The sequence below is a fragment of the Chloroflexota bacterium genome (genome assembly GCA_016235055.1).
Lineage (GTDB): Bacteria > Chloroflexota > Anaerolineae > JACRMK01 > JACRMK01 > JACRMK01.
In genome coordinates this window covers 28,062-44,143 of record JACRMK010000006.1, presented here as the reverse complement: position 1 = coordinate 44,143, position 16,082 = coordinate 28,062, and the positions used below count along the sequence as shown (strand labels likewise).

General features: G+C 65.9%; 14 protein-coding genes. 3 read left to right on the top strand and 11 right to left on the bottom strand.

Annotated features, from left to right (window positions below; all coding sequences use genetic code 11):
- Positions 1–26: 26 nt before the first annotated feature.
- The 6 genes from HZB53_01295 to HZB53_01270 all read right to left on the bottom strand — a co-directional run bounded on the left by HZB53_01295 (position 27) and on the right by HZB53_01270 (position 7,293).
- The gene (locus tag HZB53_01295) at positions 27–989 is read right to left on the bottom strand and encodes a hypothetical protein (protein ID MBI5876257.1); all 963 of its coding nucleotides are present in this window, start codon (positions 987–989) and stop codon (positions 27–29) included.
- Positions 982–1,716, bottom strand: a complete 735-nt coding sequence (locus HZB53_01290; GenBank protein MBI5876256.1) for an endonuclease III — start codon at positions 1,714–1,716, stop codon at positions 982–984. Before HZB53_01290 ends, HZB53_01295 begins: the two co-directional genes overlap by 8 nt.
- Positions 1,685–3,385, bottom strand: a complete 1,701-nt coding sequence (locus HZB53_01285) for a hypothetical protein (protein MBI5876255.1) — start codon at positions 3,383–3,385, stop codon at positions 1,685–1,687. The genes HZB53_01290 and HZB53_01285 overlap by 32 nt, the downstream gene beginning before the upstream one ends.
- Positions 3,386–3,539: 154 nt before the next feature.
- The gene (locus tag HZB53_01280; GenBank protein MBI5876254.1) at positions 3,540–4,490 is read right to left on the bottom strand and encodes an ABC transporter permease; all 951 of its coding nucleotides are present in this window, start codon (positions 4,488–4,490) and stop codon (positions 3,540–3,542) included.
- A 6-nt stretch (positions 4,491–4,496) separates the two neighbouring features.
- A complete protein-coding gene (locus HZB53_01275) occupies positions 4,497–5,456 on the bottom strand; it encodes an ABC transporter permease (GenBank protein ID MBI5876253.1) in 960 nt (319 codons plus the stop codon).
- Positions 5,457–5,574: 118 nt separating this feature from the next.
- Entirely contained in the window at positions 5,575–7,293 is a 1,719-nt protein-coding gene (locus tag HZB53_01270) for a hypothetical protein (GenBank protein MBI5876252.1), read from the bottom strand.
- Positions 7,294–7,898: 605 nt separating this feature from the next.
- Here HZB53_01270 and HZB53_01265 point away from each other — a divergent pair.
- The gene (locus tag HZB53_01265; GenBank protein ID MBI5876251.1) at positions 7,899–8,420 is read left to right on the top strand and encodes a flavodoxin domain-containing protein; all 522 of its coding nucleotides are present in this window, start codon (positions 7,899–7,901) and stop codon (positions 8,418–8,420) included.
- Positions 8,421–8,577: 157 nt separating this feature from the next.
- Here HZB53_01265 and HZB53_01260 read toward each other — a convergent pair whose 3' ends face one another.
- The 5 genes from HZB53_01260 to HZB53_01240 form a co-directional block, all read right to left on the bottom strand.
- A complete protein-coding gene (locus HZB53_01260) occupies positions 8,578–9,558 on the bottom strand; it encodes an FAD binding domain-containing protein (GenBank protein MBI5876250.1) in 981 nt (326 codons plus the stop codon).
- Positions 9,555–12,314: a molybdopterin-dependent oxidoreductase gene (locus HZB53_01255; protein ID MBI5876249.1), complete on the bottom strand. Its 2,760-nt coding sequence runs from the start codon at positions 12,312–12,314 to the stop codon at positions 9,555–9,557. The genes HZB53_01260 and HZB53_01255 overlap by 4 nt, the downstream gene beginning before the upstream one ends.
- Positions 12,315–12,460: 146 nt before the next feature.
- Complete coding sequence (locus HZB53_01250) at positions 12,461–13,348, bottom strand: NAD(P)-dependent oxidoreductase (GenBank protein MBI5876248.1); 888 nt, start codon at positions 13,346–13,348, stop codon at positions 12,461–12,463.
- 254 nt (positions 13,349–13,602) lie between these two features.
- Positions 13,603–14,211 carry a hypothetical protein gene (locus HZB53_01245; protein MBI5876247.1) on the bottom strand — a complete coding sequence of 203 codons (609 nt, stop codon included), beginning with the start codon at positions 14,209–14,211 and terminating at the stop codon, positions 13,603–13,605.
- 17 nt (positions 14,212–14,228) lie between these two features.
- The gene (locus HZB53_01240) at positions 14,229–15,062 is read right to left on the bottom strand and encodes a patatin-like phospholipase family protein (GenBank protein ID MBI5876246.1); all 834 of its coding nucleotides are present in this window, start codon (positions 15,060–15,062) and stop codon (positions 14,229–14,231) included.
- A gap of 208 nt (positions 15,063–15,270) precedes the next feature.
- Between HZB53_01240 and HZB53_01235 the strand changes: the two genes are divergently transcribed.
- Entirely contained in the window at positions 15,271–15,525 is a 255-nt protein-coding gene (locus HZB53_01235) for a hypothetical protein (GenBank protein ID MBI5876245.1), read from the top strand.
- Positions 15,522–15,923 carry a type II toxin-antitoxin system VapC family toxin gene (locus HZB53_01230; protein MBI5876244.1) on the top strand — a complete coding sequence of 134 codons (402 nt, stop codon included), beginning with the start codon at positions 15,522–15,524 and terminating at the stop codon, positions 15,921–15,923. Before HZB53_01235 ends, HZB53_01230 begins: the two co-directional genes overlap by 4 nt.
- Positions 15,924–16,082: the final 159 nt, after the last annotated feature.

Genomic DNA, 16,082 nt, shown 5'->3' with positions numbered 1-16,082 from the left:
TCGGCTCCCTGCCGCGCGCCCGGCCGTTACGGTACGGGCGTGCTGTCCACGATAAAAGCTTCGTTGCGCGCCACGTCATAGAGGTTGCCGTCGCCGGTGGCGCAGCCGCCCACTGCGTACACGAAGCCATCGACAACCGCCAACTGCAACCCATGGCGGGAGGTGAGCATCGGCGGCAGCACCGACCAGCGGCCGCCCTTCAGATCGAGCGCCCAGTGCTTGTCGTACTTGGCGATGTGCAGGCGTCCCGAAACCAGCACCGCGCCGTAGCCGGCCAGCGGCTCCGGCAGTTTGGCCGATCCGCGCGTCCATACCTGCTTCGCCGGGTCGTACACCTCGATCACGTCGGTCGCGCCAGTGTCATTGCGCCCACCCATCGCCCAGAGCTTGCCGTCCACCACGACCGCCTGGAACGCATAGCGCGGCGTCGGTAGCGGCGGCAGCGACGCCCAGCGCCCGGTCTGCGTGTCGAGCACCTCGACCGTATTCATTGCCCCCGCATCATAGCCGCCGGCCGTGTAGATCAGCGGGCCCATGGCGGCTATCGCCATGTCGAAGCGCTTCGTCGGCAGCGGCATATCGTTCACGCGCCAGGCATCAGCCCGTGTGTCGTAAATCTCGACCACATCGGTGGTGCCGCTCTCCGCGTAGCCGCCGATCACGTACACGTTGTCGCCGACGGCGGCCGTGCCGGTCGAACTGCGCGCGGTCGGCATTCGGGCAATCGGCCGCCACTCGTTGCGACCGGGGTCGTAGACCTCGCTGGAGGCCAATCGGTTGCCCAGTTGGCCGACCATGCCGCCAATGGCGTAGATCTTGCCCGCGACCGCCGCCATGCCGATCCAACTGCGGTCTTCGTTCATGCTTGCCTTCCTGACCCAGTGTCCGCTCAACAGCGGCTTCGGCGGGCCGCCGCACGCCGACAGCGCCGCCGCAAGGCAAAGTGCGGCGAACGGGAGCAACAGGCGCATACGCGTTCGGTCAGGCATGAACGGGTTTCTTTCGGGGCACGGCGCGCCCGGTGTCACACAGGTCGCGCAGAGCGCATGCGTTGCAGAGCGGGCGCGCCGCGCGACACACGGCGCGACCATGGCGAATCAGGTTGATGTGCAGCCGGTAATGCGCACGGGGCGGCACGCTCGGTTCCAGCAGGCGATACGCCTGCTCCGCGCTCGCGCGGGCCGGCACCCAGCCGAGCCGGCGCGTGGCGCGATGCACGTGCGTGTCCACCGGGAAAGCCGGCTTGCCGAGCGCAAACAGCAGCACAATCGCCGCCGTCTTGGGTCCGACGCCGTCCAATTGCATGAGCCAGTCGCGCGCCTCGGCCAGCGGCAGGCGGCGCAGAAAGTCCAGTTCTATGGCGCCGCGCGCGCGGCTGATCGCCGCCAGTGCGCGCTTGATGCGCGGCGCCTTCTGGCGTGACAGACCCGACGAGCGGATTTCGCGGGCAATCGCTGACACTGGCGCGTCGCGCACCTGCTCCCAAGCGGGGAAGCGCCGGCGCAGCGCCTCGAACGAGCGCGCCGTCTGCACGTCGGTGGTAGACTGGCTCAGGATGGTGGCAACCAGCTCAGACACCGGATCGATGCGCCGGCGGCGCGCCACACCGTACAGCGTGCGCAACCGCGCATCCACCGCCGCGATACGCGCCGCCAGTTGGCGCACCGCGTCCGCCGCAGGCGCGCTATTTGGGTTCGAGCCACCAGTCGTGCGCATTGTTGAGCGATCCGGCCACCGCCGGCGTGAAGTTGTGCAGGCGGCGCGTGACCGCGCCAGGCAGGTACTCGTAGAACAGCGGCAGGACCGGCAGATCGCCGGCCAGCACCTGCTGTAACTGGAAGTAGGCTGTTTTGCGTGCCGGCAGGTCGAACACGCCCAGGCCGTCGTCCAGCAACTTGTCGGCCTCAGCGCTCTTGTAGCCGCCGTAGTTGTAGCCGGTCGCCGCCGCGCTGCTGTGCCAGAGCGAGCGCTGGTTCGGGTCGGCGCCAACCAGGAACGTGGTGACGAACGCGTCGAAATCGCGCGGGCTGTCGGCCGTCGCGCCGATGCGCTTCAGGAACGCCGTCCACTCGTCGGTCTGCAGGCGCACGTCCACGCCGATCGCCTTCCAGTAGCGCTGAACTTCGAGGATAGTCGCTTCACGGATGCGCAGCCCCGCGCTGGTCACCAGCGTGAGTGAGAACTTCACGCCGTCTTTGGCGCGGATGCCGTCGGCGCCGGCCACCCACCCGGCCTGATCCAGCAGGGCACGCGCGCGCTCCGGGCTGTACGCATACGGCTCGGTCGCCGCGTTATACGCCCACGAGTGCGGCGGCAGTGTCGTCAGCGCGACCACGCCCTGCCCGTACAGCACCTTGTCCACGATCGCCTTGCGGTCGAGCGCGAGCATCAGCGCCTGGCGCACGCGCCGGTCCTGGAAGAGCGCGCCGCGCCCCGGCTCCAGTTGGAACGCCAGATACGTGAAGCGGAACGACGGCACCGCATACGTCAACAGGCCGGGCACCTTCTGCGCATCGGCCACCTGCGAGAGGTCAAACATGCCGCCATCGATCACACCATCGCGCAGGGGAGCAAAGACCGACGTCAGCTCCGGGAACACCTTGACGACGTAGGCATCGAGGTGCGGCTTGCCCTTGAAGTAGTTCGGGTTGGCCACCAGCGTAATATGATCGCCGCGCACCCACTCTTTGAACATGAATGGGCCGGTGTAGACCGGGCGTGTGTTGAACGGCGCCGAGGCGAAATCGCGGGCCGCGACGCTGCCGAGCAGATGCTTCGGCAGGATCGCCGGCGTCGCAAAGTCGGTCAGCAGGGCGTCGCTCTTGGGGCGGCTGAACTCAAACTGGATCGCATACGGGCCGGTGACCTTGATCGCAGCCGGGCCCGGCAGATAGCTCTTCAGCGGCGCCTGAAGCGGCGACAGGCGCGCAGCGTCCAGAATCGCGTCGTAGGTGAACTTCACGTCCTCGGCGGTCAACTCCTGGCCGTCATGGAACTTGACGCTCTGCCGCAGCGTGAACGCGATCTTGAGCCCGTCGGGTGAAACGGTCCAGCCGGTGCAGAGGTCGCACTCCGGCGTCAGGTCGGGCCGGACGTTCGTCAGGCGGTTGCCGAGCAGGTAAATAACGCGGCTGGACACGAAATCCACGCCGTACAGCGAGTTGAGCGTCTTGACGTCGAGCAGAGCGCCTTCAGTGAAGGCGCCGCCGTCAATGGGCGGGGGTGTCGGCGAGGGCGGCGAGGTGGCGGTCGGCGCCACAGTGCGCGCGGCGGGCGCGCTCGGCACGGCGGTCGTGCCCGGCAAAGGCGTGCTGTCGGACGACGGCTCGCACGCAGCCAGCCACACACAGGCCGCCAGCACGATCAGGAAGCGCTTGAGGTGCATTGAACGATTTTACCATACGGCAAACAAAAAAGGCGAAGCCGCCATGGCTTCGCCCTTATAGTGTCATTTCGAGCGCAGCGAGAAATCTCGCTGGCACGGCGTTGGAAAGATTTCTCAGTCGCTGCGCGACTTCGAAATGACGGCACCGCCCCGCCTACTCTTTCAAACGCGGATCGAGCGCGTCGCGCAGACCATTGCCGACGAAGTTGAACGCCAGCACCGTGAGAAAGATGCACACGCCGGGCGCAATGATGAGCGCCTGCGCCTCAGGAATGGTCAGGAAGCGCTGGGCATTGGTGAGCATGTTGCCCCACGACGGCGTCGGCGGCTGCACGCCGAGGCCGAGATAGGACAGCGCGGTCTCGACCAGGATCACGTTGCCGATCTGCAGGGTCGCGGCGACGATCATCGGCGAGGTGGCGTTCGGCAGGATATGCCTGAAAATGATGCGCGATTGCTGCGCGCCGACCGTGGTGGCCGCCAGCACGAAGTCGCGCTGCTTGAGCGCGAGGAACTCGCCGCGCACCAGGCGCGAGACGCCCATCCAGGACACGGAGGCCAGCACGATCGCCAGGCCCCACCACGGCGGGCGGAAGACGACCGCAATCAGCACGAGCAGGAAGAAGACGGGAATCGCCAGAAGCGTATTGATCAGCCAGGTGATGATCGTATCGACCCAGCCGCCGAAAAAGCCGGACGCCGCGCCGCTCAGCGTGCCGATCGTCAGCGTCAGGGCGACAGTCAGGAGCGCCAGCAAGAGCGAAACCTGCGCGCCAAAGATCAGCCGGGTCAGCACGTCGCGGCCGAGGTCGTCGGTGCCAAGCCAGTTGACCGGAGCCGTCTCGCTGCGCTGGAAACCGGACGGTTTCAGGTTGTAGAGTGGGCTGATCTTCTCAAAGCTGTACTGAGTGATATTATCCGAGATCGGGGTCGCCAGCGCCGCAATCAAGGTCAGCAGAATCAGCAGAAACATCCCGGTCATCGCCAGTTTGTCGCGTCGGAAGCGGTGCCAGGCGAGTTCGGTCAGACTGGGACTCTTCTTGGCCGCTTCCGCGGCAAAGATGTCGGGCAACGGTGACGGGCTAGTTTGTGCGGCAGTAGTCATGGCCGATTAGTCCTGCTTAATGCGCGGATCGAGGAAGCCGTATGCGATATCGGCCGCCAGGTTGCCAATGATGACCACGATCGCGCCCATCATGACAACGCCCATGATCACCGGGTAGTCTCGCTCCTGCGCCTTGTCGAACGCCAGGCGGCCGATGCCAGGCCAGGTGAAGATACGCTCGATCACCACGGCGCCGCCGACCAGATTCGGCAGAGAGAGGCCGAGCAGGGTCGCAAACGGAATCAACGCGTTGCGCAGGGCATGCTTGAAGATGACGATCCGGTCACGCAGGCCCTTGGCGCGCGCCGTGCGCACGTAATCCTGGCGGATCACGTCGAGCATCGAGGCGCGTATGTAGCGGTTCCACTGCGCCATCTGGATGAAGGCCAGCGTGAAGGTCGGCATGACCAGATGCCACAGGCGGTCCGGCAGCGTGTCGGGCTTGCCGAGGGTATACACCCCGCCGGTCGGGAACCAGCCCAGGTTGACCGCGAAAAGGTAGATGAGCATGATGCCGAGCCAGAACGCCGGCACGGCCAAACCGACCGTCGACAAGAGGGTGGCGACATTATCAAAGAGAGAGTGCTGACTCACGGCGGACAAAACCCCCAGCGGCACGGAAACCGCCAGGGACAGCATGAGCGCCGAGAGCGCGAGCACGAGCGTGTTCGGCAGGCGCCCGGTGATCAATTCGGACACCTTGACGCCGCGCTGGATCAGCGAGGTGCCCATGTCGCCACGCAGGACGATGCCGGACACATAGTCGACGTAGCGTTCCCACCACGGCTTGTTCAGGCCCATGCTTTCCATAATACGCGCGCGATCCTCGGGCTTGATCGACGGATCCAGCGCCAGATCGGCTGCCGGGCCGCCCGGCACCAGGTTGATCATCGCAAAAACGATGAAGGTGATCCCGATGAACGTGGGGATCGCCTGCAGCAAACGGCGAATCAGGAATTTGGTCATCGGCGCATCGCGATTGGAACCAGTAACGGCGTGCGGGCGGACGAGCCACCCGCACGCCGTTGGTTAGCACAGGATCATGCGCGCGCCGGCTGCCCGGCGCACACGATACTCAAAACTACTACTTCGGGGACACCCACCACTCGTGGAGGTTGTTCCACGGGATGTTGCCCGGCGCCGGGCTGTAGCCGTTGACGCGCTTGTTCATACCGACCGTCGCCTGCGGGAAGTACAGGATCATGCTCGGCACGTCCTCGGCCACGATCGTCTGCATCTGGAAGTAGAAGTCCTTGCGCTTGGCCTGGTCCAGCGTCGCCAGAGCATCGTCAAGGATTTTGTCCATTTTCGCGTTGACGTACTTGTTCAGGTTGAAGCCGCCGGCCGAGTGCCACATGTCGCGCTGGCTCGGATCGACGCCCCACTGGAAACCGACCAGGAAGACATCGTAGTCGCGCGTGCCGTCCGGCGTCGCGCCGATGCGCTTCAGGAACGCGCTCCACTCCTCGGTCGCCGTCTTGACGTCGAGGCCGATCTCTTTCCAGTACTGCTGCGCGGCGACGATGATCGCCTCGCGCTGGTTGTTGCCGGCGTTGGTCCAGACAGTGAACGAGAACTTCTTGCCGTCCTTGGCGCGGATGCCGTCCGCGCCCTTCGCCCAGCCGGCCTTGTCGAGCAGGTCGCTGGCGGCCTTCGCATCGTAGCCGTAGGTCGGCTTGTTGTCCTTGTTGTACGCCCACGAGATGTTCGGCATCGACGTGTTGGCCAGCGTGGCGTAGCCGAAGTACTGGCTGTCCACGATCGCCTTGCGGTCCAGCGCCAGCAGCAGCGCCTTACGCACGTTCACGTCCTGGAACAGGGTCGTCTTGGCCGGGTCGAGGTTGAATGCCATGAAGTCGAAATTGAACTGGTCGAACGCGATGGCGTTGATGTTGGCCAGGGTCTTGGCGTCCTTCATCTGCGCGGCCTGAACCGGCGCGTAGTCCACATCGCTCGTCTTCAACTGGGCAAAGCCAGCGGCCTGGTCCGGGATGATCTTCGTGATATATTGCGCCAGCTTCGGCTTGCCCAGGAAGTAGTTCGGGTTCGCCTCGACCGTCATGTGATCGCCCTTGATCCATTCCTTGAACTTGAACGGACCGGTGTAGATCGGGGTTTTCGTGTTGAAGTCGTTCTCGATGAAGTCTTTGCCCTTGACACCCTTGAAGGCCGCCTTCGGGAAGATCTGGTAGCCGAGGTCCGAGACCAGCGTGTCGGCCTTCGGCTTGGCATAGTTGAACTCGATCGTGTACGGATCGACGACGACGAAGGACTTGTCGCCGACGAAGTAGTCCTTCAGGCCGCCGCGGCGCGGCGACGCGTTCGACTCTTCCATGATCGAGTCGTAGACATACTTCACATCTTCGGCCGTCATTTCCGTGCCGTCATGGAACTTGACGCCCTTGCGCAGCTTGAACGTGATCTTGAGGTTGTCCGGTGAGACCGTGTACGATTCGCACAAGTCGCAGACCGGCTCCAGCGACGGCTTGACATTCAACAGGCCATTACCCATCAACTTGATGAAGCGGCTGGACGTCGTGTCCGACGACAAGATCGAGTTGAACGTGCGCCCGTCGGCGAACGAGCCTTCGATGAACGTGCCGCCCTCGATGATCGCAGGCTTGGTTGGCGCGGCGGTCGGCTGGGCCACGGCCGCAGTCGGCGCGGCGGGCGCGGCAGTTGGCACCGTGGCGGGCGCCGTAGTCGGCGCAGCAGGCGCCTTGGTCGGCTCCGCCGTGGTCGTCGGGCCGCACGCGATCAACGCGAGCAGCAGGACGGCAAACAACAAGACAGCTTTCTTCATTGGTTTTCTCCTCCTTGGAGACATACGGGCCTGGGCGCACCGGCGTCAACGATCAGGCCGCCAATCTGGATGACAAACGGGCTAAAAACAGATGATCTCCCTCTGCCCGTAGGCTGGAAGTATAGCATAAAACTGCGTTTTGCCCCTGTGCCAGAACCGATGGGCTGCCCGTCAACGGATTGCGTTGGCGGCTGCCCAAGGCGATATTCAGGCCTATCGGATCACTCGGTCGCACGCTGCATCCGTGTGGAGGCGAGTCGCCGATCCGCCTGCCTGCACAGGGTCGTACACACCCATCAGGTTCCCCAAACCCGATGGGTGTACGGGGGCGAGTGCCCGCCGCAGTGCCGCGTGACGAGGTGGCGGGAAACGGCATCCGAGGCCAATGATGGCCTCGGATGCCGTCGTTTTTCGCTCGTGCGCTCATCTGCCGACCGCGTGCAAGCAGAAAGGCCGATTGGCCAGCACAAGGCCGCCTTACACGTGTCATCGAAAATGCCTGACATTTGTCTCTACTGCCTGGACGCCTCCCGCTGGATAATGTTGGCGCTCTCGAAAGGGGCCAACGTGGACCCCCGCGTTGAACCGGCCGAAAGGAAAGCACGATGAGCGACAGAATTCTCGTCACGTATGCCAGCCGCACAGGCTCCACGGCGGAAATAGCGCAAGCGATCGGCGCGGCGCTGTCCGAAAACGGCGCGCCGGTCGATGTGCTGGCTATGCAGGATGTCAACGACCTGTCGCCCTATGGGGCGGTGGTGGCGGGGAGCGCCATTCGCAAATCCAAATGGCTGCCGGAAGCGGCGGAGTTTGTGCAGAAGCACCGCGCGGCGCTTTCACAGAAGCGTTTTGCCATGTTTACCGTCAGCATCACGCTGGCGATTTCGAACACAGAACAATTTCGATCCGCCGTTGCCACGTGGGTTGCGCCCGTGCGCGCGCAAGTGAAGCCCGTCAGTGAAGCGTTCTTTGCCGGCATGCTGGACTTCAATAAGCTCCCGCTCAACTGGGATACCCTGCAACTGCGCGCGACCGTTGCCCTGGGCATTTTCCCGAAGGGCGACCGCCGCGACTGGAACGCCGTCCGCGCCTGGGCCACGGAGTTGAAGCCTCTCCTGGCGGCATAAACGCCGCCCGCCGATATGGCGACACGCTCCTGCACACGACCGTCCACGCCCTGTCGTGAAAAATGAACAGCCATCCGAGGCTGCAAGGCCTCGGATGGCTTGTTGTGCCACGCGAGCACACCCTTCGGGTTTGAAAGACCCGAAGGGTCTGGCTGCACTACGCCATCAACCCGCTCAGCGCCTTGAAGACCAGTCCGCGCACCAGCGCGATCTTCGACCCATTCGACGGACCGGTCGTCGCCACCGGGCGCGCATCGCGCGCGGCGAGGTCGGCGGCCTCGCGTACGAGCGTGGCATTGAGCCGCTTGCCCGCCAGTAACTGCTCGACCGCGCCAAGCCGCCACGGCACGAGCGCGACACTGCCGAGCACCAGGTCGATCTGCGTGACCACGCCGTCCTGCACGACGGCCGACAGTGCGACTGCCGCGCGCGAGAAGTCGTGCGAGGGACGCCGCTTGCTCTTGAGGTACGTGCCGCGTGTTCCCGTTGCCGGACGCGGCGCCTCAATCGATACCAGCAACTCGTCGGGCCGCAGGATGTTCTCACGCGAGAGATCGGCGGCGCTGAAGAACTGGTCGGCGCTCACCGTACGCTCGCCGCCGGGAGCGGCAATCTGCAGCGTCGCGTGCAGCGCGACCAGCGCGGGCGCGATATCGCTCGGATGCACCGCGCGGCACGGGCTGTCGCCGAAGACGGCGAACAGGCCATCGGCGCGGCCCTCCGTCGGATAGCACAGATCGCCGCCGCGCTTGAGGCAGCGCGTGGCCAGCGGATGCCGGAAGTAGACGCAGCGCGGACGCTGGCACAGGTTGCCGCCGATGGTGCCCATCGTGCGGATCTCCGGGAACCCGACGACCTGGCACGCCATGGCCAGCAGGCTGTGGTTCTTCCAGAGCCCCGGCCAGGCCAGCACGTCGGCGATCGGCGTGGCCGCGCCGATGCGCAGGCCGGCGTCGCTCTCCGTGATGCCGTGCAATTCGGACAGTTCCTGCACGTCGACCAGCGCGGCCGGCGCGAGCAGGCCGTCCTTCAACATGCCGAGCAGGTCGGTGCCACCGCCGAGCGGGCGGACATCCGACGTCAGCAGGGCCAGCGCGTCATTCAGGTTCTGCGGGCGATGGTAGCTGAAGTTGTTCATCGCGCGGCCTCCTTCGCGGCCAGCGCGGCCAGCACGGCGTCGCGCGCGATCGGCAGGCTGTTGAAGCGCACGCCGACGGCGTTGTAGATCGCGTTGGCGATCGCCGGCGCGACCGGCGGCAGCGGCGGCTCGCCGATGCCTTTCGCGCCGAACGGGCCGAGCGGCTCGTTGGTCTCGACCATGACGACGTCGACCGGCGGGAAGTCGCCGAGCGTCGGCATCAGGTACTGCGACAGGTTCGCGTTCAGCGTCAAGCCATGGTCGAAGACCAGTTCCTCGCTCAACGCCTGCCCCAACGTCTGCGCCAGCCCATAGATCTGGTTCTCGACGCCGTGCGGGTTCAGCGCGCGACCGACGTCGTGTGCCGCCACGTAGCGCAGGACGCGCACATCGCCGGTGTCAAGGTCGACGTCCACCTCCGCGAAGTGCGCGCCGAAGCCTTGCACGGCCGGCTTGGCCTGCTGGGTCGAGTGCCCCAGCCCGTTGATCGGCGTGCCGCGCCCGGCGAACGTGAAGACTTCGGCGAACGTGTGCCCCGTCCCACCGTCTTTCGGCTTGATGACGCCGCGCTCGATGCGTAGATCGGCGGCCGCTACCTCGAACAGCGGCTCGGCCAGTTTCAGCAGTTGCGCGCGCGCCGACTCGGCGGCCAGCTTCGTCGCCCAGCCGACTGTGAACGTGATGCGGCTGCCAGCCTGCATTGGCGCGTTCGGCAGGTTGGTGTCACCCGAGCGGATGCCGACCGCCGCATACGGCACGCCGAGCACCTCGGCGGCAATCATCGCCAGCACCGTGCGCGTGCCGACGCCAACATCGGACACGCCGCTCAGCACGCCGACATGCCCGTCAGGCAGAATCTCCACCTCGGCGTCGGACTCGTCGCTACCGGTGCCGTACACGACCGGCGCGAAGCCGATGCCACGCAGGCGCCGCCCGCTGCCCGCGCCCGGCTGTGCATTGCGTGCCGACCAGCCGATCTGCTCCGCGCCGAGCCACAGGCATTCCTCATAACCGGATGTCGACAGCGGCAATGGCGGCACCGGGCGGCCATCCACCTGGGTCAGCAGGTCGCCCGGGCGCACGCAGTTCTTGCGGCGGAACTCCAACGGATCGATCTGCACCGCTTCCGCCAGACGGTCGATGATGCTTTCGACCGCAAACGTCGAATGGACGGCGTTGAGCGCGCGGTACGAGCCGGCCGGCGGCAGATTCGAGTAGTGCATCGTGCCGCCGTAGCGGGCAGCGCAGCGGTACATATCGAAGATCGCGCCCGCGCCGCGCCCGATGCTGAAACCGCCGCCGGAATACGCGCCGCTGTTAAACAGCGATTCGCTGGTGATGGCGGTCAGCGTGCCATCACGCTTCACGCCCGCCTTGATATGAATGCGGCCCCACGGGCGGTTGCGCCCCGCAGTCATCTCCTCGAAGCGCGTGAACCAGAGGCGCACCGGCCGGCCGGCTTTGCGCGCCAGCGCGGCCGCCAGGAACGTCACGCGGCTCTCGTCCTTCGAGCCGTAGCTACCGCCAGTCACGTTGACCAGCACGCGCACCGCCTCGCGCGGCAGGCCGAAGACCTGTGACAGGCGCTGCTTGAGCAGGAACGGCGAGCGCGAGGCCGCCCAGACGGTTAGTTGATCGCCCTCCCAGTGCGCGACGGCGACGCGCGCCTGCAACGGGCTGGAATGCACCGGCGCGAAGTGAAACGTGTCCTCGATGACCACATCGGCCTCGGCGAAGCCCGCGTCCGGGTCGCCGCGCGCGATGTTCATCGTGCCGGCCGTATTGCCGCCCTCGTGGATCGGCGCGGCGTCCGCCGACAGCGCGCGCTCGTCGAACACCGCCGGCAGCAGCTCGTACTCGACGGTGATCAGCGCAAGCGCGTCGGCGGCTTTGTCTTCCGTCTCGGCGACAACCGCCGCGACCTCGTCGCCGATGTAGCGCACGCGGTCGTCGAGGATGTGCGCGTCGGGCGGCGTCCAGAGTGCGGCGGGCATGTCGCGATGGGTCAGCACGCACAGCACGCCGGGCGCCTGCTCGGCGCGCGACGTGTCGATCTGCACGATGCGGGCGTGCGCGTGCGGGCTGCGCAACACCTTGGCGTGCGCCATGCCAGGCAGGCGCAGCGATGAAACGAAGTCGGCGCGGCCGATCACCTTGTCGATCGCCTCGTTGCGCGGGACGTAGGCGCCGAGCACCTCGAGCGGCGGCAGTTCAGTGGCCGCGTGGCGCGTGACGCGCTCGGCGGCGCGCGCCAGTTCCGGCTGGTCGCTGGCGTCGAGCACAGCGGCGATGATCTTCGGGTATGCGCCGCAGCGGCAGATGTTGCCGATCAGCCCGAAACGGATGTCGTCCATCGTCGGCTTCGGCTTCTGGTTGAGCAGGGCACGGGCGGACATGATGAAGCCCGGCGTGCAGAAGCCGCACTGCAGTGCGTCGTGCTCGACGAAAGCGCGCTGGAGCGGGTCGAGGTCTGCAAGGCGCATCTCGCCACCCGCAGCCGGCGCGGGCGACAATCCTTCGATCGTGGTGATCGCGCGCCCCTCCGCCTGCACGGCGAGCGTGGTGCAGGCATACGCTGCGCGCCCATCGAGGTGGACGGCACAGGCGCCACATTCGGCGCGGTCGCAGCCGATCTGCGTACCGGTCAGGCCGAGGTCTTCGCGCAGCACGCGCGCCAGCGTCCAGCGCGGCTCGACGGCCAGTGTGTGCGCCGCGCCGTTGACGTGCAGGGTGATGGTCTGGCGATTATCAATCATAGGCTTGTTATCCTGAGAACCCCATACCAGGCCGGGCATGTGCAGTTGCATGACATCCGCGTAGTGGCCGGGCTTGCCCCGGCCTGGCATCGGGCACCCGCAAGGGGTGCCCCTACGAGTAATGCTTGCGCGATCCGTGGCCGTGTTTATGAACGGGGATTGACCCCCGCCATGCGCGCCAGCGCGTCGAACAGCACGGCGAAGTCTTCTTTGGCGAGGCCAAACCCGCGCGCGGCGGTCAGCATTTCGTTGGTCGCCGCCGTTGTCGGCAGCGGCACGTCAAGCTGGCGACCCATCTCCAGCGCGAGCAGCATGTCCTTCTGCATCATGTTCACGTCGAACCACGCCTCGGCAGGCAGGTTGAGCACGAACGGGCCGCGATATTTGACCATCGGCGAGGAGATCACACTGTTCAGCAGCACCTCGACGGCGGTCTCACGCTTGATGCCGCTCTTCTCGGCCAGCAGCACGCCCTCGCTGAACGCCAGCATCTGCACGGCGAGGCTCAGGTTCGTCGCGATCTTCATGCCGACGGCCAGCCCGTTCGCGCCGACGTGCGTGACCTTCGGGCCGATGTCGAGCAGGACCGGCTTCGCGCGCGCGAACGCATCCGGCGCGCCCCCGACCATGACCGAGAGGTTGCCCTGCTCCAGCGTGATGACGCTGCCGCTGACCGGCGCATCGAGCATCTGCGCGCCCTGCGCGGCGACCTGCGCGGCGAGATCGCGGCTGGCGGCCGGGCTGACGGTGCTCATGTCGATGTAGAGTTGGCCGGAGCGGAGGCCGGCCAACACGCCGTCCGGGCCGCCGGTGACGGCCAGCAGTGCTTTCGTGTCGGTGACCATGCTGATGACGATGTCGGCCTGCGCGCAGACAGCACGCGGCGAGTCGGCCCAGCGCATGCCGGCGTCGATCAGCCATTGCGCCTTCGATTTCGTGCGGTTGTAACCAGTGACGGTATGGCCTTTGTCGAGCAGGCGCTTGGCCATGCGGCTGCCCATCACGCCGAGGCCGATGTATCCGAGGTTTGCCATGAAAAAGTCGCTCCAGGGGTGAGTGTAAGAGACGCGCTACGAGCAGATTCTAGTCCCAAGCCCGCGGCCGGCAAAACATCGTGAAGAGATGAGGGGATGACTGGATGACGGGATGAAGAGATGACAGGGTGACAAGGTGACAAGGTGACCACGCGATACGGCAAGGGCTGGAGTGGCCGAGGCCGCGTTGCCTATTCCCAATACCCTATACTCCATGCCATGTCACCCAGTCACCTTGTCACCGTGTCATCCCGTCATCTTGTCACAACCGCAGCGAGCAGGCTCGCGAGTGCAATCGCGGCAATCACCGGCAGAGCGAGGGCAGCTACTTGTCCCACTGAGTACCCTTCCCACGTGCCCGCGATGACCCGCTCGGCGATCAGCGCAGGGCCCTGCGCGTCGCGCGCGACCGAGCCGGTAACCGCGACGCAGTCGCCGATTTGGAAGCCGAAGTAGTGGTCAGGCGGCACAGCGGGCGGGTTGATCAACGTGTACCGGCTGTTGAGGATGCGCACCGGGCCGCCGACGGCATCAAGCACGAACGGCGCGCTGTTCTGCTCGCGCGCGCCCCAGTTCATTTCGTAGAGGGTGGAGCCTTCCTGCCGCACGTACGCCACGAAGCCGCGCAGCAGCGGCGTCGATCGCACGCTGATCGCGCCCTGGACGACGACGCGCGCGCCATCCGGCATGCTTGCCAGCGCCGACGCATCGACGACCGGCAGGCGCAGGGCATCATCGAGGACAGCGCCCGCCGCCGGGGCCAGGACGATGTTGAGCGCGGCGCCGAGCGCGCTGGCAGCGGTCGCCGCCATCAGCAGCACAACCAGCAGGCGGCGCGGGCGCGAATAACGGCGGGCAACCATCGCGCGGCTACCTCCGCTCAGGCGAACGCTGCGCGCAGGCGCGCTGCCTCGGCCGCGGCCTGCGCCAGACCGGCGCGCGCCGAAGGTTGACGGCGCAGGGGGTCCATCACGCTGGGGAAGATCACCTGGCGCGCGGCCGCATCCGGTATGACCAGCGCCACCTGACTGCCGCCGGCGCGCAGCCCGACGATTTCGGCATGGTGCGTGCCCGCCGCGCTCGGGCTGACCGCCACGACCACGACACGGTCATAGCCGCCGGCCAGTTGGGCGTTCGTCGACGAGTGCATGCCGCCGTCCATGTAGCGCCGCCCGTTGATCGTCACCGGCGGCGAGATGATCGGGACGGCGCAGCTTGAGGCGACCGCCAGCGTCAGCGGAACGCCGGAGCTTTTGTTCCAGACGACGAACGCGCCATCGCCGGTATCGACCGCGGTGATCAGCAGGCGGCGCTCGGGCCAAGTCTGGACCGGCAGGCGCGCGCTGATGATGGCGAGGCGGCTCTGCTCGCTCGGCGTGCGTGCCCGCAGCGCCCGCGCCCCCAGCCGCGCCCGCCGCTGCTGAGCGGTGCCGTACAGTCGCCACGACAGCGCCATCGCCAGTATGAGCGCGGACAGCGACGTGTCGGGCTTTTTTTCGTTCTGCGGATCGAACGGGCGCGACTGCCGCGCGTACAGTTCATCCAGGTCGCAGCCGGTCGCCAACTGCGTGCCGACCACCGACCCGGCCGAGGTGCCGATGAAGACGTCAGCCGTCGACAGGTCAACGCCCGCATCGCGCAGTCCTTTGAGCAGCCCCGTCTCCCACGCGATGCCCGCCACCCCGCCGCCGCCGAGGACCAGTGCCAAGGTCATGAAGAAGCCTCCGTGCAAGTGCGTTCAAGGCAAGTATACTTCACATTGCGGACAAGCGAGAGGCACCAACCTGGTGGGTGCGGCGCGGCGGCGATCAGCACGGCAAGCAGACCGTGCGGAGGCGTGGGCGAAGACAAATAGCGAATTGCCTGTGCGCCAGCAGTATGCGATATAATGAACTGAGACATTGTTTGCACTGGAGGGGAAGATGACCACACGTTTTGCCCCCGACCAAGCGGTAAGCGATCTGACGGTCGCCGATCTGGACGCGCTGATTACGGAAATTGTGCGCCGCGTGCTTCGCGAGCAATCCCACGCGCCGGGCACGAACGACAGCGGCGACACCCTACCTGTCGAGTTGCTGGCGACGTTCGGCGTATGGGATGATGAGCGTTCCACCGACGCTATCGTCGCAGACATTTACGCCAGCCGGACGATCACGGAGCGCGAGGTCAGCCTGTGACCTACCTGCTGGACACGGATAGCTGCGTCTATTGGCTGAAGGGGGATGTAAGCGTCCGCGAGCATTTGCGCCAGGCCGGCGTGAGCCGCATCGCCATTTCCGCCATCACGGCGGCCGAATTGTACTTCGGCGCATACCATTCGGCGCGTGTCAATGAAAACCTCGCGCGCGCCGAAGCATTCATACTGCAATTCCCGGTGCTTCCGCTCGACAATGCCGTGTTACACGTCTTCGGGCGTATCAAGAGCGAATTGCGCAAACAGGGACAGCCGGTCGCGGACTTCGACCTGCTCATCGCCGCAACGGCCATGGCGACCGACCGGATACTGGTCACGAATAATACACGTCACTACAACCGCATTGCTAATCTGCGTATCGAGAATTGGGCGAGCGCCTGATCCCACCTGCGCTTGCGCTGAATAAGCCCCTTCCTATTCGCGAGCCGGCATCTCGCAACTCCGCTGCATTTCAAGCCCCGGGCCGGCGTTCAGTTGAACGCCGCTACCGCGCCTGTTGGGATTTGGGATTTGCCTCTTGGCCGTTCTATAATCTCGTCA